Here is a 22,674-nt window from a genome sequence, read left to right as displayed (position 1 = left end):
TGTCGACAGCACCCACGGGCGTTGTCGTTGAGAATTGCCAGAATCCTTGCATTTTGCGGGTTTAAAGCGCAACCGTCACCCGTAAAGTGTAGATCGCCCCGTTACACGCCCACCCTCTGGCCAATGAATGTGTTGAGGCAAAGGGGGTTACAGGTTGCGTGTCGGCTGAGGCAGCACCACCCCCGGACTGTCCTTGGCGCCAGCGTCTTCGTCATGCTTGTCCTCGGGTTTGTCCAAGTGTCGCTCATGCAACAGCACCTGCTGTGGATAAGTTTGCGCGAAATGCACCCACGGACTGTTATCCACAAGCTTTTTCAAGCGCAGGTTGAACGCCCTGTTCACCGCATACTGCCCACCCGATACGGTACGGAACTGCGCCGTCAGGACAATGCCGTTGAGGTCCATCTTGTCGACACCGAAGACCTCCAGCGGCCCCTGCAGGTTGTACTTGAGGAACGGGTCTTCGCTGATCGAGCGGCCCGCCTCGCGGATCAACAAGATGGCCTTGTCGACGTCGGTGTCATAGGTGAATTGCACCGAGAAATACGCAAAGGCGAACTGCCGCGACTGGTTGGTGACGGCCTTGATCTGCCCGAATGGTACCGAGTGCACGAACCCCTTGCCGTCACGCAGACGCAGAGTGCGGATGGTCAACCCTTCCACCGTGCCGGCATGGCCCGAGTCGAGCACCACCCAATCGCCAATCGACAGGGTGTCTTCGACGATGATGAACAACCCGGTGATCACGTCCTGCACCAACTGCTGCGAGCCGAAACCAATTGCCAGCCCCACCACCCCGGCACCCGCCAGGAAGGGAGCGACGTTGATCCCCAGGTTGGCCATGGTGGTGATCGCGCAGATCACCACCAGGATGATTTTGATCGCGTTGCGCAGCAGCGGCAGGATGGTTTTGATCCGGGTGCTGGGCTGGCGGGCATTGCGCTTGTTGACCGGGGGCTTGAGCGCCTCATGGATGGCCGTGTCCAGCACTACCCACACCAGCCAGGTGATCAGGAAGATCAAGCCGATGCGGCTCAGGGAGTCGCTGATCGCCCGGCCAACGGCATTGCTGACCGCGAACTCGAACAACGACACACCCCAGATCCGCCCCAGGATGTCGATGAAGGCAATCGCCATGAGGATCCGCAGCAAGGCGTGGGACAGAGTGAGAAAACGCTCTTTATAGGCACTGCTGCGCTGCGCCGCCAGCGCACCGGAGGACTTGAACATGTGTTGCAGCATGGTGCTGATGAACACGGTGGCAATCAGCAGGATGGTGGTGAACAACGCGCAGCGCAGCACCTTCTGGTTGTCGTCGCCAATGCCGATCAGGTTGATCACCGAGACCAGCACCATCAACAGAATCGGCCAGTACCAGACGCCGGAAAAGACCCGCAATGTCTCGCGCAATGCCGGCTGACTGGTCCGCTGGGCCAGTGGCAGAATCCGGATCATCTGGCCGACTGGCCGGCGCAAGCGAATCACCAGCAGGCCGAAAATGATCGACGCCGACACCCCGGTAAACACCGCGATACTGCTGGTGAGGTTGTCGCCCAGGCGGTGGGCGATCTGCGGGCTGGTCAAGGCGTCGCTGAGGGCAACCAGAAACCCCATCAGGAACAACGGTCTTGGGCAGTGCTGGCGAACGATCCGCACCGCACTCCGTTTGTGCCCGACGTTGAACAGCACCACCAGCGACAACAGCAGCGAAGCCGCGAACAGGCCGGCACTGGTGGCGTAGGCCAGGCACAGTGCCAGCGCCCGACCGGCCGAGGCTTGCAGAAGCAGGCTGATATAGAGCGTCACGGGCAGGCTGACCGCGGCCGGCAAGGTGTAGCCCAGCAAGTAGTCGAGCAACGCCCGGCCGCGTTCGCGGGCACGCAATATGCGTGACGTTGCAAGGCGCTTGGCCAGCATGCCCCCCAGCAGTCGCAGCAGCGCAAAAAGACCGATCCACACACAGGTCAACAACACGAAGTCGCCAGTCACGCGCCAGCTCGAACGAGGCGACGGCTCGTTGACCAACTGGTCCACCTCATCGACTGCCCGGTCCGCCCGCTCGCGCCAGGCTTCGACCAGGTGCTCATTGAGATCGAGTTTTTCCTGTGCGTCATCGATGCTGTTACTGATTGCCCCGAGCAGACCGCCCTGCACGATCGGTTCGGGTGCCGCGGTTGTCGCGGTCCCCTTCACGGCCGCCAGCCCGGGCAGTGCCGCCTCCGACCATTGGGGGCTGGCGATGCACAGCAGTAACGCGAGCCAGATCGCAGTCTTGAGATGAGCCAAAACGCGGCGCTCCTATTGACGATGAGTGGTGAACACAGAAGATCGCAGCCTTGAGCGGTTGCTACAAGCGTAGATGCCCATCGGCGCTCTGACACCCGCGCATTTCCCTCCCTATACCGTCCGTAGCCCCATCGAAACTTTCTTGATGACCCGGCGGTCATCAACAAACAGGGGCAGCTCGAAGACTATTCGGCGGGAGGACACATGGCGGCGTTTGACTGTGGAAACGGTGAGTACGCGTGTCAACCGGACGGACTGATCGAACGCCCCGCCAGCGTGCGCCGTTTCACTGTGCTGACGGTCAATACCCACAAGGGCTTCGCCGCACTGAACCGGCGCTTCATCCTGCCTGAATTGCGCGACGCGGTGCACAGTGTGTCCGCCGACGTGGTGTTTTTGCAGGAGGTCCATGGCACCCACGAGCTCCATTCCCGGCGCTACAGCCGCTGGCCGAGCATGCCCCAGTACGAGTTCCTGGCCGACAGCCTGTGGCCGCAGTTTGCCTACGGGCGTAACGCGGTGTATCCGGAAGGTGACCACGGCAACGCCCTGCTGTCGAAATTCCAGATCATTGGCCATGACAACCTCGACATATCCATCAGTGGCCACGAGGGCCGAGGCCTGCTGCATTGCGTGCTGTGCCTGCCGGGTGACAGCCAGTACGTGCATGCCATCTGTGTGCACCTGGGCCTGCGTGAAAGCCATCGGACTCAACAGCTCGCACTGCTGATCCAGCGTCTGGACGGCTTGCCGGCGGAGGCGAAAGTGATTGTCGCCGGCGACTTCAACGATTGGCGCCAGCGCGCCGACACCCTGCTCAAACCCTGGGGACTGCGCGAAGTGTTTGCCGAACACCACGGCAAACCGGCGCGCAGTTTCCCGGCACGGCTGCCAATGCTGCGCCTGGACCGCATCTACGTGCGCAATCTCAAGGCTCATCGCCCGCAGGTACTGGCCGCGCGCCCCTGGTCACACCTTTCCGATCACGTCCCGCTGTCGGTGGAGATCGAGCCATGAGCAGCGCCCCCCTGGAAAAAACAGGGCTCAGGCCCACCACCGGGACACCGGGCCCGGCCCTCAGCGACCCTGCTCTGTGTGACCTCGATTATGGCTGGCACGGCAGTAACCGCGTCGAATTGCTGGAAAACGGCGAGGCCTACTTCCCCAAGGTGTTCGAGGCATTGCGTCAGGCCAAGCACGAAATCCTGCTGGAGACCTTCATCCTGTTCGAGGACAAAGTCGGCAACGAATTGCAGCAGATTCTGATCGAGGCCGCGCAGCGGGGTGTGCGGGTCACCGTCAGCCTGGACGGCTTTGGCTGCGGTGAAGTGGCCAGTGAATTCCTGCTGGCGATGTGCGATGCCGGGGTTCAGTTGCAACTGTTCGACCCGGCACCGCGACGCCTGGGCATTCGCACCAACTGGTTCCGTCGCCTGCACCGCAAGATCGTGGTGGTGGATGGCGCCATCGCGTTTATCGGCGGGATCAACTTCAGCGCCGATCACCTGGCCGACTTCGGCCCCGAAGCCAAACAGGATTACGCCGTCCTGATCGAAGGACCGGCGGTGGTGGATATCCATCACTTTGTGCTGGTGCAAAACGGGCGCCGTGCCAGGGCCCGCTATGGCTGGCGGCGCCGCAAGCGCCAGCGTACGGAATTGGCGCTCAACGATCACGGTGGCCAGGTGCGATTGGTTTACCGCGATAACCGCGATCACCCGCGGGACATCGAAGACGCGTACTTGCAGGCGCTACGCAGTGCCCAGCGCCGTGTGCTGATCGCCAACGCCTACTTCTTTCCGGGCTATCACCTGCTGCGCGAGATTCGCAACGCCGCCCGCCGTGGTGTCGAGGTGCGCCTGATTCTGCAAGGCCAGCCAGACATGCGGGTGGCCAAACTCGCGGCGCGCCTGACCTATGACTACCTGCAAAAATCCGGGGTGGCGATCTACGAATACTGCGACCGCCCGCTGCACGGCAAAGTGGCCCTGGTGGACGAAGACTGGAGCACCGTCGGCTCCAGCAACCTCGACCCCTTGAGCCTGTCGCTGAACCTTGAAGCCAATGTGCTGATTCGCGACCGGGCGTTTAATCGCGAACTGTTCGAGCGCCTGGATCAACTGAGCCACGAGCATTGCACCGTCATGCCCGTCAACCCGTCACCCCGCGGGTTGCTGTGGCGCATGACCATCGGCTTCCTGGTCTTTCACTGCCTGCGCCATTTTCCTGCCTGGGCCGGCTGGCTACCGGCGCACAAAGCCCGCCTGCAGCCATTCACAGCGCCCACCCAGCCCGCCGGTGAACCCCATGAACCGCCCTGAGTCCCATGCCGGACAGTGGCACTCGCGCTGGCATCGCGTGAAGAACCCCCTCACCGCGCTGTTCTTTTTACTGCTGATCGTGCTGTTCACACTGCTCGCCCAACGCATCGACTGGAACGAAGTGTTCGACACCCTGGCCGCGTTCAAAGTGCGCACGCTGATCATCGCCTCGATGTTCACTGTGCTGAGCTTCCTGACCTACGCCTGCTTCGACCTGATCGGCCGCACCTACATCCGCCAACGCCTGAGCTGGCGGCAAGTCCTGCCCGTGGGCGTCATCAGCTACGCCTTCAACCTCAACCTCAGCGCCTGGGTCGGGGGCGTCGCCATGCGCTATCGCTTGTATTCGCGGCTGGGCGTGAGCAAAGGCAATATCGCCAGAATCCTGGGATTGAGCCTGACCACAAACTGGCTTGGCTACATGGCCGTGGCCGGTGCGATCTTCAGCAGCGGCCTGGTGCGCATGCCGCCGGGCTGGACACTCAGCAGCGCCGCGCTGCAAGCCGTAGGAGTCCTGTTGCTGTTGGTGAGTACGGGGTATCTGGCAGCCTGTCGGTTTTCCGGGCGTCGCGGGTGGGTGGTTCGCGGTGTGGAAATCAACCTGCCCTCTGCGCGCATGGCATTACTGCAACTGGCATTGGGTGCGCTGAACTGGTCGTTGATGGCGGCAGTGATCTTCACCCTGTTGCCCGGCAAGCTCGACTACCCGTTGGTACTCGGGGTCTTGCTGATCAGCGCCATCGCCGGGGTCATTACCCACATTCCCGCCGGGCTCGGCGTGCTTGAGGCGGTGTTCGTCGCGCTGCTGCAACACCAGGCCTCGCGCGGCAGCCTGATTGCCGGGCTGATTGCTTATCGGGCGATCTATTTTATCCTGCCACTGCTAATCGCCGTGGCCATGTACCTGCTGATCGAAGCCCGGGCCAGGGCGCTGCGCATCGCGAAAAAACCTGACTGAACCCGATCACCCTCCTCGCTGCAAACAGTTCAGCCTTCAGCTCGACTGAATAATGCTCAGACGCTCACCCACCACCATTTCAGTGATCCAGCCGACCAGGATCGACGTATAGGCCTGCTGCCCCACCGGCTCGCTCAGGGCGTGATCGGCGCCATCGATGATCCGGTGAGTCATGGAATGGGTATGCTGAAACGCCGTGCGATAACTCATCAACGTCGCGTGAGGCACATGCTCATCACTTTGCGACTCCACCAGCAGCACATCGCCGGTAAATTGCGAGCAGGCATGCAACGCTCGATTGCTGTCGGCGGGCACCAGTCGGCTGCGGTAATCCAGCAGATCCTGTTTGTCGAGGTCGCGCTTGGGGGCGTCCCACCGCTCGTCGCGGTACAGCGCCGGGACTCGCAACGCCAGCCAACGCACCGGACGCAACGTGCTGAGGATGGCCGCCAGGTAGCCGCCATAACTGGTCCCCACCACCGCCACCGCCGAGGTATCGATGGCCGGGTGTGCGAGCAAGCGGTCATAGGCCGCCAGCAAATCCCTGAGGTTGTCTTCACGGGTGACACGGGACAGGGGAATGCCCGTGCCACCGGTGTGCCCGCGCAGGTCGAAGGTCAGGCACACGCAGCCAAGGCCGGCGATGCCCTTGGCCCGCTCCAGGTCCCGCTCCTGGCTACCGCCCCAGCCATGCACGAACAACACGCCAGGCACCCTGGATTTGGGGGTGAGGAAGGTCGCGCTCATGCATTCGCCGTCGATCTCGATGTCAATGGTTTCACTTTTGGCCGTCATAGGGTTTGACCGTTACGTACTTGAGCAGGCATTCACTGTTTGCTGCCGGGCCGCGATAGACCTCGATGGCGCCTGCGGGCAAGGGGCGGTCACTGTAGGTTTCCACCGCCGACACGCAGACCGCGTCCACCGCCGGGTGATTGACGAAGCTCTGCAAGGCCGCCACCTCCGCACTGCTGGCACCGCCCACGCGCCAGGACTGCTCGAGTACGCCGCTACGCTTCTGGCCATGGGCGTCCAGCCCCTGGGCAATATCGTAGTTGCGGCGTGAGGCATAGAACCCGGGGTAGGACTCGTCCGCCGCGCTGTCGAACACCTGCGCCTGCTCAATCGCCAGACGTACGTCATCGGCCAGCGGTAATTTGAGCAGGTCGTCGTAGTAGCCCTGCACCACCAGCAAGTCCGAACCGCCATAGACCTTCTCGCCCTGCCCGTCCTCGGTCAGGTGCTGCTGGCCGCAATAGCTCAGGACCCTGTCGCCGATGAAGCTCTGGCCCACGCTGTGGGTCACGACGTTTTTCAGCTCCTGTTCCAGCACCACCCCGGCGGCGAACAACGCGTCGGTATCGGGACGGGTGAGGATCTTTCTGAAGAAGTCGAGGTTGCGGATCACCTCTTGGCCACGTCCGGCGCAGGCATGAATCGGCTTCAGGCGGATCGGACCGTGCTCGAGCAACTGCTCGGCCGCCAGCCGCGCGTCCGCCAGCGAAAACACGCTGATGCCCTCGAGCACCACCTTGCGCACCCGCTCGGGGAACAGCGCGACCCAGCCTTCAGGCGCCAGCGCATCCCGGTTCAATAAACCGTGAACAATCGCCTTGGTGCAGATGAAAGCATGGTCAACGTAGCCGCCCCACAGATCCTCCGGCCCCTTGACCCCCAGTTGCCGGGCCTCGGCAGCGCCGACCAGGGTCTGGCTGGGCAGCAGGTAGAGGTCGCGCCCGCCATGCAGGTCCGGGTCAAAGCTGCCGCCGTACGGCCAGCCGAGAATCTGCGCCAGCCATTGGGCCAGCGCACGGTTGGTCTCGACTTCGTGAAGCGGCGCCTCGGCTCGGGTCGAGTGGGCAACCACCAGCTTTTTGCGATTTGTCGGGGTCATGCGTCCCCCTGCCATATGCGCTCGATGAATGTCGCTGAAGGGGAGCAGGGATCAGGCCAACCCCACCGACAGCCCGACACGGGCAACCTCCACCCGCTGTTACAACAGTAGTGGCTGCGGCTGCGTTTTATTCTGCACGACGACGACCGGCACTCCGGCATGCTGCACGATCAACTCGCCCCCCCTATCGCGACACGACTGGCGAAGGGCTCACACCGAACCGGGCGCGGTAATCGCTGGGCGTCAACCCGGTGATTTTCTTGAACGTGGCGCGAAACGCTCCGGGATCCGCATAACCCACGCTCCAGGCAATGTGATCAATGGTGCCGTTGCTGAATTCAAGCATCTCCCGGGCCTTGCCGACTCTCAGGTGCTGGCAGTACTCAGTGGGTTTCAAACCCGTCGTCGCCCGAAAACGCCGCAGGAACGTCCGTTCCTCAAGCCCGGCCTGCTGCGCCATCACGCTCAGTGAAACCTCCACCGCGCCATTGCCTTGCAACCAGTGCTGAACCTTGAGAATCGCCGCGTCGCCATGGCTCAGGATCGGCGCAAAGTTGCTGCCGCACTGACTGGCGCTGTCACTGTGCTCGACCACCAGGAAACGCGCGGTGCCAGTGGCGATGCTCGGCCCCAGCAAGCGGTCGACCAGCCGCAACCCCAGCTCGGACCAAGCCATCAGGCCGGCAGTGGTGATCAGGTCGCCATCGTCGACGATGGGCTTATGGGCATGGAGTTTGATCTTCGGGTAACGCGCGGCGAACGGCTTGGCCGAGGTCCAGTGGGTGGTGGCGCTGCGACCGTCGAGCAGACCGCTTTCGGCCAGCAGGATCGAGCCTACACACACGCCCCCCAAGGTCGCGCCAGCAGCGTGTTGCTGACGTATCCATTCGATCAGCGCGGGTGATGCCTGGCCTTCGGAAAAACCGCCAATCGACGGCGGGATCAACAGTGCCACCAGCGCCCCTTCGGGACCGGGATGACTGTCGTAGGTACGTCTGGGTGCCTGGTCGGCATCCACTTGCCAGTGGCTGATCCGCAACAGCGGCAGTTGCGCGCTCCGATGCTCGGTGGCAATGCGGTTGGCAACGCCAAACAGATCGGTCAAGCCGTGTACCGCGGCCAGCTGTGCGCCGGGATAGATCAGCACGCCCAATTCGGCGACTGCGCGAGCCATGCCCATTGTCAGTTTTCCCCCTGCTATTGTCGGTGCGGCCAATCCTCGAAACGCCTGCCAAACCCGATACTTCGTGCCACATCCAACCGTTCGAGGAAACACCCATGGCCAAGCAAGCACTCATCGTAGTCGATATCCAGAATGACTACTTCCCCCAAGGCAAATGGCCGCTGGTCGGTGCAGACGCCGCCGCCGATAACGCGGCGAAACTGATCCAGGCCTTTCGCGAGGCCGGTGATCAGGTGGTGCACGTTCGCCACGAATTCAATGCCGACGCGGCACCGTTTTTCACCCCGGGCTCCGAAGGCGCGAAGCTGCACCCCAAAGTCCTCAACCGCCCTGACGAATCGGTGGTGCTCAAGCACTTCGTCAACTCGTTCCGTGAAACCGAACTACAGTCAATCCTCGACCAGCAAGGCATCGAGAGCCTGGTGATCGTCGGCAGCATGAGTCACATGTGCGTCGATGGCATCACTCGAGCCGCGGCCGACCTTGGCTACACCGTGACGGTCATCCACGACGCCTGTGCGACCCGTGACCTGGAGTTCAACGGTCTTGTTGTGCCGGCCGCCCAGGTCCATGCCGCGTTCATGTCGGCCCTGGGCTTTGCCTACGCCAATGTGGTGTCCACCGAAACGTTTCTGGCTGCCCACCACTGAGCCTCACCCACCTGAGCATTCATTGGAGACGAAAGACATGGCTACTCTCACGACTCGCGAAGGCAACACCCTGTATTACAAGGACTGGGGCCACGGGCAACCAGTGGTGTTCAGCCACGGTTGGCCACTGAGCGCCGACAGTTGGGAATCGCAGATGCTGCACTTTGCCAACAACGGCTTTCGCGCCATCGCCCATGATCGCCGCGGTCACGGGCGCTCGAGCCAGCCGTGGGATGGCAACGACATGGATCACTACGCCGACGACCTCGCCGAGCTGATCGAACACCTGGACCTGAACAACGTGATCCTCTTCGGCTTCTCCACCGGCGGCGGTGAAGTCGCGCGTTACATTGGCCGCCACGGCACCCGGCGCCTGGCCAAGGCCGGGCTGATTTCCGCTGTACCGCCCTTGATGCTCAAAACCGAAACGAACCCCAAGGGTCTGCCGATCGAAGTCTTCGACGGCATCCGCGCCGGCTCCATCGCCGACCGCTCGCAGCTGTACAAGGACATTGCCGGCGGCCCGTTCTTCGGCTTCAACCGCCCAGGCGCGACATCATCCCAAGGGCTGATCGATTCGTTCTGGATGCAAGGCATGATGGGCGGTCACAAAAACACCCTCGACAGCATCAAGGCGTTTTCGGAAACCGACTTTCGCGAGGATTTGCAGAAGTTTGATGTGCCGACGCTGATCATCCATGGCGACGATGACCAGATCGTGCCGATCCAGGCGGCAGGGCTGGAGAGCAAGCGATTGATCGAGCACGCCGAACTGATCGTCTATCCGGGGGCACCCCATGGGCTGACGGATACCCATAAAGAGCAGGTGAATGCGGATATGTTGCGCTTCGCGCAGCGTTAAGCGGCAAGCTTTTAGCGACAAGCAAAAGCAAAAAAACCGCGCTTCGTGGACCGAAGCGCGGTTTTTTTTAGCTTGCAGCTTGTGGCTTGAAGCGTGTTGCTGCCTTAGAACGGAATATCGTCATCAAAGCTGTCGAAATCCGCAGCCGGCTGCGGTGCGGCCTGTTGCTGTGGCGCTGGACGCGACTCACGCTGCGGCTGTTGTTGCGGTGCAGGACGCGGAGCCTGCTGGCGCGGAGCGGATTGCTGGTAGTTGTTACCGCCGCCCTGGCCTTGTTGATCGCCCTGTGGACGGCCGCCCAGCAACTGCATGGTGCCTTGCATGTCGACCACGATTTCGGTGGTGTAACGCTTGATACCGTCTTTTTCCCACTCGCGGGTCTGCAGCTTCCCTTCGATGTAGACCTGCGAACCTTTACGCAGGTATTCGCCGGCGATCTCTGCAACCTTGCCGAACATCGACACACGGTGCCATTCGGTCTTTTCGACTTTCTGACCGGTTTGCTTGTCGGTCCACTGTTCGCTGGTCGCCAGACTCAGGTTGGTCACGGCATTACCGTTAGGCAAGTAGCGAACTTCGGGATCCTGGCCGCAAGTGCCGACCAATATGACTTTGTTAACCCCACGGGCCATAACGTTCTCCTAGGCTTCGCACGCTGTCGGCGCCGGGTTGTTGACCAGGCGCTCGAGGGTGGTGCGATCCAATAGTTCGGTGTCCAATTTGATGTAGATCGCCGCTTCATCGGCGACTACAACGGCATCTGTTACCCCTACAACGGCCAAAAGGCGCTCGACCAGACCGGCTTCGCGGACCGCTTCAGGCGATAACGGCAAGCGCAGGCTCGTCACATAGGGAGGTTCACGCATGGTAACAGCAAAGGCCAGCCAGAGGGCAGCCAGACCTGCGCATCCGAGGAACACAACCGACAGACCGCCATGCTGGAACATCCAGCCACCCATGATCCCGCCGAGTGCCGAACCGAGGAACTGGCTGGTGGAGTAAACCCCCATCGCCGTGCCCTTGCCGCCTGCCGGTGAAACCTTGCTGATCAGCGACGGCAACGAAGCTTCCAGCAGATTGAAGGCGGTAAAGAACACCACCGTCCCGATCACCAGAGCCCGCAAGCTGTCGCCGAACTGCCAGAAGAATAGCTCAGTGAGCATCAGCGTCACGACGGCACCGAGTAAAACTCGTTTCATTTTGCGTTTCTTCTCGCCGTAGATAATGAACGGGATCATGGCGAAGAAGGAAATCAGCAGCGCGGTCAGGTACACCCACCAGTGCTGCTCCTTGGGCAGCCCGGCCTTCTCGACCAGCGCCAGCGGCAAGGCGACGAAGCTCGACATCAACATCGCGTGCAACACAAAAATACCCAGGTCCAGGCGCAGCAGGTCCGGGTGCTTGAGCGTCGGCATCAGGGCCTGGCGGGCCACGCCGGATTCGCGGTGCTGCAGGGGGCCGGTGGAGCGCGGCACCATGAACATCACGATCAGGATGCCGATCAGCGCCATGCCACCCGTCGCCAGGAACAGCCCGGACAGCCCAAATGCGCGGGTCAGCAACGGCCCGACCACCATGGCCACGGCAAACGACAGGCCGATGGTCATGCCGATCATGGCCATGGCCTTGGTGCGGTGTTGTTCGCGAGTCAGGTCGGACAGCAAGGCCATGACCGCGGCGGAGATCGCCCCGGCGCCTTGCAGGATGCGTCCGGCGATCACGCCCCAGATCGAATCGGCATTGGCAGCCAGCACACTGCCCAGGGCGAAGACGATCAGCCCCAGGTAAATCACCGGGCGCCGACCGATACGGTCGGAAATCACCCCGAACGGAATCTGGAACAGTGCCTGTGTCAGGCCATAGGCACCAATCGCCAGGCCGATCAGGGCCGGGGTCGCGCCTGCCAGGTCCATGCCGTAGGTCGCCAGTACCGGCAACACCATGAACATGCCAAGCATACGGAACGCGAACACCAGGGCCAGACCGCTTGCCGCGCGGGTCTCGCTACCACTCATGCGTTCGCTGTGGGGATCGTGCATGGAATTACCTCATGTGAACCGGCGGCGATTCTACCAGTCCCATCGGTTGACGGGGTATAGGGTGACGCTTTGACGCGCACGGATGACAGACTCTTCATGTAAGGCTGCGCCGAGCTCATTTGACAGTGTGCATCCATCCAGTATTTGGCCGTATACTCTTGGGTTTTCGACGCCCGCCAAGCGAGGCCATCTTGGACAAGATCCTGATTCGTGGGGCTCGAACCCACAACCTGAAGAACATCGACCTGACCCTGCCACGGGACAAGCTGATCGTCATCACCGGCTTGTCCGGGTCCGGCAAGTCTTCCCTGGCATTCGACACGCTGTACGCCGAAGGCCAGCGACGCTATGTCGAATCGCTGTCGGCCTACGCCCGACAGTTCCTGTCGATGATGGAAAAGCCTGACGTCGACACCATCGAAGGCCTGTCGCCCGCGATTTCCATCGAACAGAAATCAACCTCGCACAACCCGCGCTCCACCGTCGGCACCATCACCGAAATCTACGACTATCTGCGCCTGCTTTACGCCCGCGCCGGTATTCCGCGCTGCCCGGATCACGATATTCCACTGGAAGCCCAGACCGTCAGTCAGATGGTCGACCTGGTCCTGGCCCAACCCGAAGGCAGCAAGCTGATGCTGCTGGCCCCGGTGATCCGCGAGCGAAAAGGCGAACACCTGTCGGTCTTCGAAGAACTGCGCGCCCAGGGCTTTGTCCGGGCCCGGGTCAACGGCAGGCTCTGCGAGCTGGACGAACTGCCCAAGCTGGATAAACAGAAGAAGCACTCGATCGACGTCGTGGTCGACCGCTTCAAGGTGCGCGACGACCTGCAACAGCGCTTGGCCGAATCCTTCGAAACGGCGTTGAAGCTGGCCGATGGCATTGCCCTGGTCGCTCCGATGGACGACGAGCCAGGCGAGGAGATGATCTTCTCCGCGCGCTTCGCCTGCCCGATCTGCGGCCACGCCATCAGCGAGCTGGAGCCCAAGCTGTTCTCCTTCAACAACCCGGCCGGCGCCTGCCCGACCTGTGACGGCCTGGGGGTCAAGCAGTTCTTCGACATCAAGCGCCTGGTCAACAGCGAACTGACCCTGGCCGAAGGCGCGATACGCGGCTGGGACAGGCGTAACGTCTATTACTTCCAGATGCTCGGCTCACTGGCCTCGCATTACGGCTTCAGCCTGGAAGTGCCGTTCGGCCAACTGCCGGCGGACCAGCAAAAAGTCATCCTGCATGGCAGCGGTACGCAGAACGTCGACTTCAAATACCTGAACGACCGTGGCGACATCGTCAAACGCTCACACCCGTTCGAAGGCATCGTGCCGAACCTGGACCGTCGCTACCGCGAAACTGAATCCGCTTCGGTACGCGAAGAGCTGGCCAAGTTCCTCAGCACCCAGCCGTGCCCGGACTGCCGTGGCACCCGCCTGCGTCGCGAAGCGCGGCACGTATGGGTGGGCGAAAAAACGTTGCCGGCCGTGACCAATCTGCCGATCGGTGATGCGTGCGACTACTTCGGCACGCTGAGCCTGCCCGGTCGCCGCGGCGAAATCGCCGACAAGATCCTCAAGGAAATCCGCGAGCGCTTGCAGTTCCTGGTCAACGTCGGCCTCGACTACCTGTCGCTGGACCGCAGCGCCGACACCCTGTCAGGCGGCGAAGCACAACGCATTCGCCTGGCCAGCCAGATCGGCGCCGGGCTGGTGGGCGTGCTGTACATCCTCGACGAACCGTCGATTGGCCTGCACCAGCGGGACAACGACCGCTTGCTGGGGACCCTCAAGCATCTGCGCGACATCGGCAACACCGTGATCGTGGTCGAGCACGACGAAGACGCCATTCGCCTGGCCGACTACGTGGTGGATATCGGCCCGGGCGCGGGCGTGCATGGCGGGCATATCGTCGCCGAAGGCACACCCGCCGAAGTCATGGCCCACCCGGACTCGCTGACCGGCAAGTACCTGTCCGGCCGGGTCAAGATCGAAGTGCCGGCCAAGCGTACGCCACGCAACAAGAAGCTCTCGCTGTCGCTCAAGGGTGCCCGGGGCAACAACCTGCGCAATGTCGACCTGGATATCCCGATTGGCCTGCTGACCTGCGTGACCGGCGTATCCGGTTCCGGCAAGTCGACGCTGATCAACAACACCCTGTTCCCTCTTAGCGCCACGGCACTGAATGGCGCGACCACTCTGGAAGCCGCCGCTCACGACGGCATCAAGGGCCTGGAACACCTGGACAAGGTGGTCGACATCGACCAAAGCCCGATCGGCCGTACGCCACGCTCCAACCCCGCCACCTACACCGGGTTGTTCACGCCGATTCGCGAACTGTTTGCCGGCGTTCCGGAATCCCGTTCCCGGGGTTATGGCCCGGGGCGCTTCTCGTTCAACGTGAAGGGGGGACGCTGCGAAGCGTGCCAAGGCGATGGCCTGATCAAGGTCGAGATGCACTTCCTGCCGGACATCTATGTCCCGTGCGACGTCTGCAAGAGCAAGCGCTATAACCGTGAAACCCTGGAGATCAAGTACAAGGGCAAGAGCATCCACGAAACCCTGGAGATGACCATTGAAGAGGCGCGGGTGTTCTTCGATGCGGTTCCAGCCCTGGCGCGCAAGCTCCAGACGTTGATGGATGTCGGCCTGTCATACATCAAGCTGGGGCAATCGGCGACAACGCTGTCGGGGGGTGAGGCACAACGGGTGAAGCTGTCCCGCGAGCTGTCCAAACGCGACACCGGCAAGACCCTGTACATCCTTGATGAGCCGACCACCGGCCTGCACTTCGCGGACATCCAGCAACTGCTCGACGTCCTGCATCGCCTGCGCGACCACGGTAATACCGTGGTGGTGATCGAACACAACCTGGATGTGATCAAGACTGCCGACTGGCTGGTGGACCTGGGTCCGGAAGGCGGTTCCAAGGGCGGCCAGATCATTGCCGTGGGCACGCCTGAAGAAGTGGCGGAGATGAAGCAGTCCCATACCGGGTACTACCTCAAGCCGCTGCTGGAACGTGATCGGGCTTAACACTGCCTCATGAAAAAGCCCCTGGCACTTATTCAGTGCCAGGGGCTTTTTTGTGCGATCTGCAGGCGCGTTAGAACTGCGATTGCAGGTAGTTCTCCAGACCGATCAGTTTGATCAGTCCCAGCTGTTTCTCCAGCCAGTAGGTGTGATCTTCTTCGGTATCGGCCAACTGAATGCGCAGCATGTCGCGGCTGATGTAATCCTTGTGCCGCTCGCAGAGCTCGATGCCTTTGCAGAGCGCTGCACGCACCTTGTACTCCAGGCGCAGGTCGGCGGCGAACATGTCAGGCACCGTAGTCCCGACGTCCAGATCGTCCGCACGCATGCGTGGCGTGCCTTCGAGCATCAGGATCCGGCGCATCAGTGCATCGGCGTGCTGAGTCTCTTCTTCCATTTCGTGATTGATGCGCTCGTAGAGCTCGGTAAAGCCCCAGTCCTCATACATCCGCGAATGGATGAAATACTGATCACGCGCTGCCAGTTCGCCCGTGAGCAATGTGTTGAGGTAATCGATTACGTCCGGGTGACCTTGCATTGCCCTACATCTCCCTGCTTGAAAGTCTGTAGTTTGAACCAAGGCGACCGTTTGGTCACTCGAATCGCGCGATAAAAGCGAAGATATTCTGAGAAAATCAGTTTAAATAACGCAAAAACCGCCCAAATGAGGGCGGTTCTGCTTATCGTTTAGACTTAGTTAAGCTGTACGCCCAACGCCTTCGCGATGCCTTCGCCATAGGCCTGGTCAGCCTTGAAGAAATGCTGCAGCTGGCGATCGACCACGTCACCGGAAACACCCGCCATGGCACCGGCAATGTTGCTGATCAGCAGGGCTTTCTGCTCATCGCTCATCAACCGGAACAACGCACCGGCATGGCTGTAGTAGTCGGTGTCTTCACGGTGATCGTAGCGATCAGCCGCGCCACTCAATGCCAATGCCGGCTCGGCAAAACGAGGGGCCTGCTTGGGCGCTTCCACGTAGCTGTTGGGCTCATAGTTAGGTGTCGCACCACCGTTACTGCCAAACGCCATCGAGCCGTCGCGCTGGTAGCTGTTGACCGGACTGCGAGGCGCATTCACCGGCAACTGCTGGTGATTGGTACCGACGCGGTAGCGGTGGGCATCCGCGTAGGCAAAAACCCGACCTTGCAGCATGCGGTCCGGCGACAGACCCACCCCTGGCACCATGTTGCTTGGACCAAAGGCTGCCTGCTCGACTTCAGCGAAGTAGTTCTGCGGATTACGGTTGAGCTCCAGTTCACCCACTTCAATCAGCGGGAACTCCTTCTGCGACCAGGTCTTGGTCACGTCGAACGGGTTTTCGTAATGCGCCGCGGCTTGGGCCTCGCTCATGATCTGGATGCATACCCGCCATTTCGGGAAGTCACCGCGCTCGATCGCACCAAACAGATCACGCTGAGCGTAATCCGGATCCGTACCGGCCAGACGTGCCGCCTCGGCCGGCGCCAGGTTCTTGATGCCCTGCTTGGTCTTGTAGTGCCACTTGACCCAGTGACGCTCGCCTTGGGCGCCGATCAGGCTGTAGGTGTGGCTGCCGAAGCCGTGCATGTGACGGTAGCCGTCAGGGATACCCCGATCAGAGAACAGGATGGTGACCTGGTGCAGCGCCTCAGGTGAGTGCGACCAGAAGTCCCACATCATCTGTGCACTTTTCAGGTTGCTCTGCGGCAGGCGTTTCTGGGTGTGGATGAAATCCGGGAACTTCAACGGGTCGCGAATGAAGAACACTGGCGTGTTATTGCCCACGATGTCCCAGTTGCCTTCCTCGGTATAGAACTTGAGCGCAAAACCACGTGGATCGCGTTCGGTGTCAGCTGAGCCGCGCTCGCCACCGACAGTGGAGAACCGCAGAAACGTAGGGGTTTGTTTACCCACCGATTCGAACAGCTTGGCGCTGGTGTACTGGGTAATGTCGCGCGTAACAGTGAACGTACCGTAAGCACCCGAGCCCTTGGCGTGTACACGGCGCTCCGGGATGTTTTCACGGTTGAAGTGGGCAAGCTTCTCGATCAGGTGGAAATCGTCGAGCAGCAGCGGGCCACGAGGGCCGGCGGAACGGGAATTCTGGTTATCGGCGACAGGTGCGCCGCTAGCGGTAGTCAGCGTTTTGTTTTGGCTCATGCTCAATCTTCCTCTTCAGTCCTGGAAACTGCCGGCTAATCGGCTGAGAGGGAGTATTGACCATGAACATGACACCATCAAATTTATTAATTGATCGACATCAATAGAAATAAACTAATAGCCAGCACCACTGGACAGCACCCGGATCGACCTGTTGCCAGCACTGACTTTTCTTGCGCGCACAAAAAACCGGGCACGAGGCCCGGTTTTTTGTTTCAGACTGACGTCTTACTCAGCGGATACAGCTTCACCGCCGGTAGCACGATCAACCAACTCGACGTACGCCATAGGCGCGTTGTCGCCAGCGCGGAAACCGCACTTGAGGATGCGCAGGTAGCCACCCTCACGGGTAGCGTAACGCTTGCCCAGGTCGTTGAAGAGCTTACCAACGATAGCTTTCGAACGAGTACGGTCGAAAGCCAGACGGCGGTTAGCCAGGCTGTCTGTCTTGGCCAAAGTGATCAGCGGCTCAGCAACGCGGCGCAGTTCTTTGGCTTTCGGCAGTGTAGTTTTGATCAGCTCGTGCTCGAACAGCGACACCGCCATGTTTTGGAACATGGCCTTGCGGTGCGAGCTGGTGCGGCTCAGGTGACGCCCACTTTTACGATGACGCATGGTTCATTCCTTACCAAACACTACGTTCGGTGATTACGACGATCAGGCAGTCGCCTTGTCGTCCTTCTTAAGACTTGCAGGCGGCCAGTTGTCGAGGCGCATGCCGAGGGACAGACCGCGGGAGGCCAGAACGTCCTTGATTTCAGTCAAGGATTTCTTGCCCAGGTTCGGAGTCTTCAACAGTTCTACTTCGGTACGCTGAATCAGGTCGCCGATGTAGTAAATGTTTTCCGCCTTAAGGCAGTTAGCCGAACGTACAGTCAGTTCCAGATCGTCAACCGGGCGAAGCAGGATCGGATCGATCTCGTCTTCCTGCTCGATTACCACTGGCTCACTGTCACCCTTGAGGTCGACGAACGCAGCCAACTGCTGTTGCAGGATGGTTGCAGCGCGGCGGATAGCCTCTTCAGGATCCAGAGTACCGTTGGTTTCCAGATCAATAACCAGCTTGTCCAGGTTAGTACGCTGCTCGACACGGGCGTTTTCCACCACGTATGCGATACGGCGAACCGGGCTGAACGAAGAGTCAAGCTGCAAGCGACCAATGCTGCGGCTTTCGTCTTCATCGCTCTGACGCGAGTCGGCCGGTTCATAACCACGACCACGAGCTACTACGAGCTTCATGTTCAGGGCGCCGTTAGACGCCAGGTTAGCGATTACGTGATCGGGATTAACGATCTCGACATCATGATCCAGCTGAATATCGGCAGCGGTAACCACCCCCGAACCCTTCTTCGACAAGGTCAGCGTAACTTCGTCACGGCCGTGCAGCTTGATAGCCAGACCTTTAAGGTTCAACAGGATTTCAATTACGTCTTCCTGTACACCTTCGATGGCGCTGTACTCGTGGAGCACACCGTCAATCTCGGCCTCGACTACTGCACAGCCGGGCATTGAGGACAACAGGATGCGGCGCAGCGCGTTGCCCAGGGTGTGGCCAAAACCACGCTCGAGAGGCTCGAGAGTGATCTTGGCGCGGGTTGGACTGACAACCTGCACATCAATATGGCGGGGTGTCAGGAACTCATTTACCGAAATCTGCATGGATGCACCTATTTTCTAGCCCTTACTTGGAGTAGAGCTCGACAATCAGGCTTTCGTTGATGTCGGCGGACAGATCACTGCGAGCTGGAACGTTCTTGAAAACGCCCGACTTCTTCTCAGTGTCTACTTCTACCCATTCTACGCGGCCACGTTGGGCACACAGATCGAGAGCTTGGACAATGCGAAGTTGATTCTTTGCTTTCTCGCGAATCGCGACCACGTCACCAGCACGAACCTGGTAGGACGGAACGTTTACGGTCTGACCGTTAACGCTGACGGATTTGTGCGATACCAGCTGACGGGATTCGGCACGAGTCGAACCAAAGCCCATACGGTATACAACGTTGTCCAGACGGCATTCGAGCAGTTGCAGCAGGTTTTCACCGGTTGCACCTTTCTTGCCGGCGGCTTCTTTGTAGTAGCCGCTGAACTGACGCTCGAGAACGCCGTAGATACGACGGACCTTCTGCTTTTCACGCAGTTGGGTGCCGTAGTCGGACTGGCGACCGCGGCGTTGGCCGTGGATACCAGGTGCTGCTTCAATGTTGCACTTCGATTCGATCGCGCGCACGCCGCTCTTCAGGAAGAGATCGGTGCCTTCGCGACGAGCGAGTTTGCATTTTGGACCAATGTAACGAGCCATTCTTTACAATCTCCTGGATTACACGCGGCGCTTCTTCGGCGGACGGCACCCGTTGTGCGGGATTGGCGTCACGTCGGTGATGCTGGCGATCTTATAGCCACAGCCGTTCAAAGCACGGACAGCGGACTCACGACCTGGACCTGGACCCTTGACGTTAACGTCGAGGTTTTTCAGGCCGTATTCCAGCGCAGCTTGACCAGCACGTTCAGCAGCTACTTGAGCAGCAAACGGGGTGGACTTGCGGGAACCGCGGAAACCCGAACCACCGGAGGTAGCCCAGGAAAGAGCGTTACCTTGACGGTCGGTGATGGTCACGATTGTGTTGTTAAAAGATGCATGGATGTGGGCGATGCCATCAACCACTGTCTTTTTAACTTTTTTACGAGGACGAGCAGCAGGTTTTGCCATGATTAAATTCCTGTCGATTCGCTGGGGCGATTACTTGCGGATCGGCTTACGCGGACCTTTACGGGTACGCGCGTTGGTCTTGGTACGCTGACCGCGTACTGGCAGACCACGACGATGACGCAGACCGCGATAGCAACCGAGGTCCATCAAGCGCTTGATTTTCATGTTGATTTCGCGACGCAGGTCACCTTCAGTGGTGAACTTCGCCACTTCGCCACGCAGCTGTTCAATTTGCTCGTCGCTCAGATCCTTGATCTTTGCGGCCGGGTTTACCCCAGCATCTGCACAGATCTTCTGTGCAGTAGTGCGACCAACACCATAGATGTAGGTCAGCGAGATAACAGTATGCTTGTTATCTGGAATGTTAACGCCTGCAATACGGGCCATTCAGTGGGACTCCAATTGACAGCTACCTACGCCCCGGAAGCCAAGAAATAGGGCGCGAGATAATATCGCTGTAATAACAAATAATCAACCCAGCAGCGCACTAGCTGCTGGGCTTGAAGCACAATCACACTCAGCCTTGGCGCTGTTTGTGACGCGGTTCCGCGCTGCAAATTACTCGAACAACACCTTCGCGGCGAATAATCTTGCAGTTACGGCACAGCTTTTTCACCGATGCACGAACTTTCATCACCAACTCCTCGAACCTTATGGGTCAGCGCAGCATGCCGCTGCCGTAACCCTTCAGGTTGGCTTTCTTCATCAGGGATTCGTACTGGTGCGAAACGAGGTGCGATTGTACTTGGGACATGAAGTCCATCACAACCACGACGACGATCAGCAACGAGGTCCCGCCAAGGTAGAACGGAACGTTTGCTGCAACCACCAGGAACTGGGGCAGCAAGCACACGGCCGTCATATAGAGAGCACCGAACATGGTCAAGCGGGTCAGAACGCCATCAATATAGCGCGCAGACTGCTCGCCTGGACGGATGCCCGGAATAAAGGCACCGGACTTCTTCAGGTTTTCCGCTACGTCTTTCGGATTGAACATCAACGCCGTATAGAAGAAGCAGAAGAAAATAATCCCTGCACTAAACAGCAGAATATTCAACGGCTGACCAGGAGCGATCGACTGCGAGATGTCCTGCAACCAGCCCATACCTTCAGACTGACCGAACCAGGCACCCAACGAAGCCGGAAACAGCAAAATGCTGCTTGCGAAAATAGCCGGAATAACGCCGGCCATGTTCACCTTCAACGGCAGGTGGCTAGTCTGCGCAGCGAAGACCTTGCGGCCCTGCTGACGCTTGGCGTAGTGAACAGCAATACGACGCTGACCACGCTCAATGAACACCACGAAACCGATAATCGCTACTGCCAGCAGACCGATGGCAACCAGGGCGAAGATGTTGATATCACCCTGACGCGCAGACTCGAAAGACTGCCCGATTGCTCTCGGAAGACCGGCCACGATACCCGCGAAAATCAACATCGAGATACCGTTGCCAACACCACGCTCAGTAATCTGCTCACCCAGCCACATCATGAACATTGCGCCAGCCACAAACGTGGTTACCGCAACGAAATGGAAGCCAAAGTCACCAGTGAACGCAACGCCCTGCCCTGCCAGACCTACGGACATGCCGATAGCCTGAACAAGAGCGAGGACGACAGTGCCGTAGCGGGTGTACTGGCTGATCTTGCGACGGCCAGCTTCACCTTCCTTCTTCAACTGCTCCAGCTGCGGGCTGACGGCGGTCATCAGTTGCATGATGATCGATGCCGAAATGTACGGCATGATCCCCAGTGCAAAGATGCTCATCCGTTCCAGCGCGCCGCCGGAAAACATGTTGAACAAGCTAAGAATGGTCCCCTCATTCTGTCGAAACAGGTCCGCGAGTCGGTCCGGGTTGATACCTGGAACCGGGATGTGTGCGCCTATTCGGTAGACGATAATCGCCAGGAACAGAAAACGCAGACGAGCCCAGAGTTCAGACATACCGCCTTTGCCGAGCGCAGAGAGAGCACCTTGCTTAGCCATTTATTCCTCGAACTTGCCGCCAGCTGCTTCGATAGCCGCACGCGCACCTTTGGTGGCGCCGATTCCCTTGCCGATAGTGACAGCGCGAGTCACTTCACCGGACAGCATGATTTTCACACGCTGTACGTTGACGTTGATCACGTTGGCATCTTTCAGGGACTGCACGGTGACGATGTCGCCTTCCACTTTGGCCAGCTCGGACAGACGCACTTCTGCGCGGTCCATGGCTTTCAGGGAAACGAAACCGAACTTCGGCAGGCGACGATGCAGCGGCTGTTGACCGCCTTCAAAGCCTGGAGCAATGGTGCCACCGGAGCGGGAGGTCTGACCTTTGTGGCCACGGCCACCAGTCTTACCCAAACCACTACCGATACCACGGCCCGGACGATGCTTTTCGCGACGGGAACCCGGCGCTGGACTCAGATCATTGAGTTTCATCGATTAACCCTCGACACGCAGCATGTAGTAAGCCTTGTTGATCATCCCGCGATTCTCGGGAGTATCCAGCACTTCTACAGTGTGACCGATGCGACGCAGACCCAGACCCTTAACGCACAGTTTGTGGTTAGGGATGCGGCCGGTCATGCTTTTGATCAGCGTTACTTTTACGGTAGCCATG

At 59.9% G+C, this 22,674-nt stretch carries 23 protein-coding genes; 6 read left to right on the top strand and 17 right to left on the bottom strand.

Annotation, left to right across the window (positions count from 1 at the left end; all coding sequences use genetic code 11):
- Positions 1-147: 147 nt before the first annotated feature.
- Positions 148-2,286 carry a mechanosensitive ion channel family protein gene (locus tag CKW29_RS19340; protein ID WP_095145352.1) on the bottom strand — a complete coding sequence of 713 codons (2,139 nt, stop codon included), beginning with the start codon at positions 2,284-2,286 and terminating at the stop codon, positions 148-150.
- A gap of 204 nt (positions 2,287-2,490) precedes the next feature.
- Here CKW29_RS19340 and CKW29_RS19335 point away from each other — a divergent pair, with 204 nt between their 5' ends.
- From CKW29_RS19335 to CKW29_RS19325, 3 genes are read left to right on the top strand one after another with little or no spacing between them, the layout of a single operon-like run.
- Positions 2,491-3,303, top strand: a complete 813-nt coding sequence (locus CKW29_RS19335) for an endonuclease/exonuclease/phosphatase family protein (RefSeq protein WP_095145351.1) — start codon at positions 2,491-2,493, stop codon at positions 3,301-3,303.
- Positions 3,300-4,607: a cardiolipin synthase ClsB gene (gene clsB, locus CKW29_RS19330; protein WP_095145350.1), complete on the top strand. Its 1,308-nt coding sequence runs from the start codon at positions 3,300-3,302 to the stop codon at positions 4,605-4,607. The genes CKW29_RS19335 and clsB overlap by 4 nt, the downstream gene beginning before the upstream one ends.
- Positions 4,594-5,565 carry a lysylphosphatidylglycerol synthase domain-containing protein gene (locus tag CKW29_RS19325; protein ID WP_095148936.1) on the top strand — a complete coding sequence of 324 codons (972 nt, stop codon included), beginning with the start codon at positions 4,594-4,596 and terminating at the stop codon, positions 5,563-5,565. The genes clsB and CKW29_RS19325 overlap by 14 nt, the downstream gene beginning before the upstream one ends.
- 36 nt (positions 5,566-5,601) lie before the next feature.
- Here CKW29_RS19325 and CKW29_RS19320 read toward each other — a convergent pair whose 3' ends face one another.
- The 3 genes from CKW29_RS19320 to CKW29_RS19310 form a co-directional block, all read right to left on the bottom strand.
- A complete protein-coding gene (locus tag CKW29_RS19320; RefSeq protein WP_095145348.1) occupies positions 5,602-6,360 on the bottom strand; it encodes a S9 family peptidase in 759 nt (252 codons plus the stop codon).
- A complete protein-coding gene (locus CKW29_RS19315) occupies positions 6,344-7,459 on the bottom strand; it encodes a DUF3182 family protein (RefSeq protein ID WP_095145347.1) in 1,116 nt (371 codons plus the stop codon). Before CKW29_RS19315 ends, CKW29_RS19320 begins: the two co-directional genes overlap by 17 nt.
- A gap of 184 nt (positions 7,460-7,643) precedes the next feature.
- Positions 7,644-8,639, bottom strand: a complete 996-nt coding sequence (locus CKW29_RS19310; protein ID WP_095145346.1) for a GlxA family transcriptional regulator — start codon at positions 8,637-8,639, stop codon at positions 7,644-7,646.
- 98 nt (positions 8,640-8,737) lie between these two features.
- On the opposite strand from CKW29_RS19310, the gene CKW29_RS19305 reads away from it, so the two are divergent.
- Together CKW29_RS19305 and CKW29_RS19300 are read left to right on the top strand one after the other, a co-directional pair.
- Complete coding sequence (locus tag CKW29_RS19305; RefSeq protein WP_095145345.1) at positions 8,738-9,292, top strand: cysteine hydrolase family protein; 555 nt, start codon at positions 8,738-8,740, stop codon at positions 9,290-9,292.
- A 37-nt stretch (positions 9,293-9,329) separates the two neighbouring features.
- A complete protein-coding gene (locus tag CKW29_RS19300) occupies positions 9,330-10,154 on the top strand; it encodes an alpha/beta fold hydrolase (protein WP_095145344.1) in 825 nt (274 codons plus the stop codon).
- 104 nt (positions 10,155-10,258) lie between these two features.
- On the opposite strand, the gene CKW29_RS19295 is transcribed toward CKW29_RS19300, so the two are convergent.
- Both CKW29_RS19295 and CKW29_RS19290 read right to left on the bottom strand, forming a co-directional pair.
- Positions 10,259-10,786 carry a single-stranded DNA-binding protein gene (locus CKW29_RS19295; RefSeq protein ID WP_095080439.1) on the bottom strand — a complete coding sequence of 176 codons (528 nt, stop codon included), beginning with the start codon at positions 10,784-10,786 and terminating at the stop codon, positions 10,259-10,261.
- Between the two features lie 9 nt (positions 10,787-10,795).
- Positions 10,796-12,193 (bottom strand): MFS transporter, encoded by a 1,398-nt coding sequence (locus CKW29_RS19290; protein ID WP_095145343.1) that lies wholly within the window; start codon positions 12,191-12,193, stop codon positions 10,796-10,798.
- Positions 12,194-12,384: 191 nt separating this feature from the next.
- On the opposite strand from CKW29_RS19290, the gene uvrA reads away from it, so the two are divergent.
- A complete protein-coding gene (gene uvrA, locus CKW29_RS19285) occupies positions 12,385-15,219 on the top strand; it encodes an excinuclease ABC subunit UvrA (RefSeq protein WP_095145342.1) in 2,835 nt (944 codons plus the stop codon).
- Positions 15,220-15,289: 70 nt separating this feature from the next.
- Here the strand turns inward: uvrA and bfr are convergent, their stop codons facing one another.
- The 11 genes from bfr to rpmD all read right to left on the bottom strand — a co-directional run bounded on the left by bfr (position 15,290) and on the right by rpmD (position 22,673).
- On the bottom strand, positions 15,290-15,754 hold the full coding sequence (gene bfr, locus CKW29_RS19280; RefSeq protein ID WP_095147401.1) for a bacterioferritin: 465 nt from the start codon (positions 15,752-15,754) through the stop codon (positions 15,290-15,292).
- A 155-nt stretch (positions 15,755-15,909) separates the two neighbouring features.
- On the bottom strand, positions 15,910-17,358 hold the full coding sequence (locus CKW29_RS19275) for a catalase (protein WP_095147402.1): 1,449 nt from the start codon (positions 17,356-17,358) through the stop codon (positions 15,910-15,912).
- A gap of 228 nt (positions 17,359-17,586) precedes the next feature.
- Positions 17,587-17,973, bottom strand: a complete 387-nt coding sequence (rplQ, locus tag CKW29_RS19270) for a 50S ribosomal protein L17 (protein WP_024778333.1) — start codon at positions 17,971-17,973, stop codon at positions 17,587-17,589.
- 42 nt (positions 17,974-18,015) lie between these two features.
- The gene (gene rpoA, locus CKW29_RS19265; RefSeq protein WP_007924176.1) at positions 18,016-19,017 is read right to left on the bottom strand and encodes a DNA-directed RNA polymerase subunit alpha; all 1,002 of its coding nucleotides are present in this window, start codon (positions 19,015-19,017) and stop codon (positions 18,016-18,018) included.
- A 22-nt stretch (positions 19,018-19,039) separates the two neighbouring features.
- Positions 19,040-19,660, bottom strand: a complete 621-nt coding sequence (gene rpsD, locus CKW29_RS19260) for a 30S ribosomal protein S4 (protein WP_003210056.1) — start codon at positions 19,658-19,660, stop codon at positions 19,040-19,042.
- A gap of 18 nt (positions 19,661-19,678) precedes the next feature.
- On the bottom strand, positions 19,679-20,068 hold the full coding sequence (gene rpsK / locus CKW29_RS19255; protein ID WP_002555466.1) for a 30S ribosomal protein S11: 390 nt from the start codon (positions 20,066-20,068) through the stop codon (positions 19,679-19,681).
- A 30-nt stretch (positions 20,069-20,098) separates the two neighbouring features.
- A complete protein-coding gene (gene rpsM / locus CKW29_RS19250; protein ID WP_042729624.1) occupies positions 20,099-20,455 on the bottom strand; it encodes a 30S ribosomal protein S13 in 357 nt (118 codons plus the stop codon).
- A 130-nt stretch (positions 20,456-20,585) separates the two neighbouring features.
- Complete coding sequence (gene rpmJ / locus CKW29_RS19245) at positions 20,586-20,702, bottom strand: 50S ribosomal protein L36 (RefSeq protein ID WP_002555468.1); 117 nt, start codon at positions 20,700-20,702, stop codon at positions 20,586-20,588.
- Between the two features lie 24 nt (positions 20,703-20,726).
- Entirely contained in the window at positions 20,727-22,055 is a 1,329-nt protein-coding gene (gene secY, locus CKW29_RS19240; protein WP_095080431.1) for a preprotein translocase subunit SecY, read from the bottom strand.
- The gene (rplO, locus tag CKW29_RS19235; RefSeq protein WP_003228720.1) at positions 22,056-22,493 is read right to left on the bottom strand and encodes a 50S ribosomal protein L15; all 438 of its coding nucleotides are present in this window, start codon (positions 22,491-22,493) and stop codon (positions 22,056-22,058) included.
- Between the two features lie 3 nt (positions 22,494-22,496).
- Positions 22,497-22,673, bottom strand: a complete 177-nt coding sequence (gene rpmD / locus CKW29_RS19230; protein ID WP_003186033.1) for a 50S ribosomal protein L30 — start codon at positions 22,671-22,673, stop codon at positions 22,497-22,499.
- Position 22,674: the final 1 nt, after the last annotated feature.

The organism is Pseudomonas sp. Irchel s3a18, from assembly GCF_900187535.1.
In the GTDB taxonomy this organism is placed as follows: domain Bacteria; phylum Pseudomonadota; class Gammaproteobacteria; order Pseudomonadales; family Pseudomonadaceae; genus Aquipseudomonas.
Note: the sequence above shows the minus strand (reverse complement) of the source record. Positions and strands in the feature narration are given on the sequence as shown.

Bases quoted from the DNA above. Each gene is read 5' to 3' on its own strand.
- CKW29_RS19335 (WP_095145351.1), top strand. From the start codon at position 2,491: ATGGCGGCGTTTGACTGTGGAAACGGTGAGTACGCGTGTCAACCGGAC.
- clsB (WP_095145350.1), top strand. From the start codon at position 3,300: ATGAGCAGCGCCCCCCTGGAAAAAACAGGGCTCAGGCCCACCACCGGG.
- CKW29_RS19325 (WP_095148936.1), top strand. From the start codon at position 4,594: ATGAACCGCCCTGAGTCCCATGCCGGACAGTGGCACTCGCGCTGGCAT.
- CKW29_RS19320 (WP_095145348.1), bottom strand. From the start codon at position 6,360: ATGACGGCCAAAAGTGAAACCATTGACATCGAGATCGACGGCGAATGC.
- CKW29_RS19315 (WP_095145347.1), bottom strand. From the start codon at position 7,459: ATGACCCCGACAAATCGCAAAAAGCTGGTGGTTGCCCACTCGACCCGA.
- CKW29_RS19310 (WP_095145346.1), bottom strand. From the start codon at position 8,639: ATGGGCATGGCTCGCGCAGTCGCCGAATTGGGCGTGCTGATCTATCCC.
- CKW29_RS19305 (WP_095145345.1), top strand. From the start codon at position 8,738: ATGGCCAAGCAAGCACTCATCGTAGTCGATATCCAGAATGACTACTTC.
- CKW29_RS19300 (WP_095145344.1), top strand. From the start codon at position 9,330: ATGGCTACTCTCACGACTCGCGAAGGCAACACCCTGTATTACAAGGAC.
- CKW29_RS19295 (WP_095080439.1), bottom strand. From the start codon at position 10,786: ATGGCCCGTGGGGTTAACAAAGTCATATTGGTCGGCACTTGCGGCCAG.
- CKW29_RS19290 (WP_095145343.1), bottom strand. From the start codon at position 12,193: ATGCACGATCCCCACAGCGAACGCATGAGTGGTAGCGAGACCCGCGCG.
- bfr (WP_095147401.1), bottom strand. From the start codon at position 15,754: ATGCAAGGTCACCCGGACGTAATCGATTACCTCAACACATTGCTCACG.
- CKW29_RS19275 (WP_095147402.1), bottom strand. From the start codon at position 17,358: ATGAGCCAAAACAAAACGCTGACTACCGCTAGCGGCGCACCTGTCGCC.
- rplQ (WP_024778333.1), bottom strand. From the start codon at position 17,973: ATGCGTCATCGTAAAAGTGGGCGTCACCTGAGCCGCACCAGCTCGCAC.
- rpoA (WP_007924176.1), bottom strand. From the start codon at position 19,017: ATGCAGATTTCGGTAAATGAGTTCCTGACACCCCGCCATATTGATGTG.
- rpsD (WP_003210056.1), bottom strand. From the start codon at position 19,660: ATGGCTCGTTACATTGGTCCAAAATGCAAACTCGCTCGTCGCGAAGGC.
- rpsK (WP_002555466.1), bottom strand. From the start codon at position 20,068: ATGGCAAAACCTGCTGCTCGTCCTCGTAAAAAAGTTAAAAAGACAGTG.
- rpsM (WP_042729624.1), bottom strand. From the start codon at position 20,455: ATGGCCCGTATTGCAGGCGTTAACATTCCAGATAACAAGCATACTGTT.
- rpmJ (WP_002555468.1), bottom strand. From the start codon at position 20,702: ATGAAAGTTCGTGCATCGGTGAAAAAGCTGTGCCGTAACTGCAAGATT.
- secY (WP_095080431.1), bottom strand. From the start codon at position 22,055: ATGGCTAAGCAAGGTGCTCTCTCTGCGCTCGGCAAAGGCGGTATGTCT.
- rplO (WP_003228720.1), bottom strand. From the start codon at position 22,493: ATGAAACTCAATGATCTGAGTCCAGCGCCGGGTTCCCGTCGCGAAAAG.
- rpmD (WP_003186033.1), bottom strand. From the start codon at position 22,673: ATGGCTACCGTAAAAGTAACGCTGATCAAAAGCATGACCGGCCGCATC.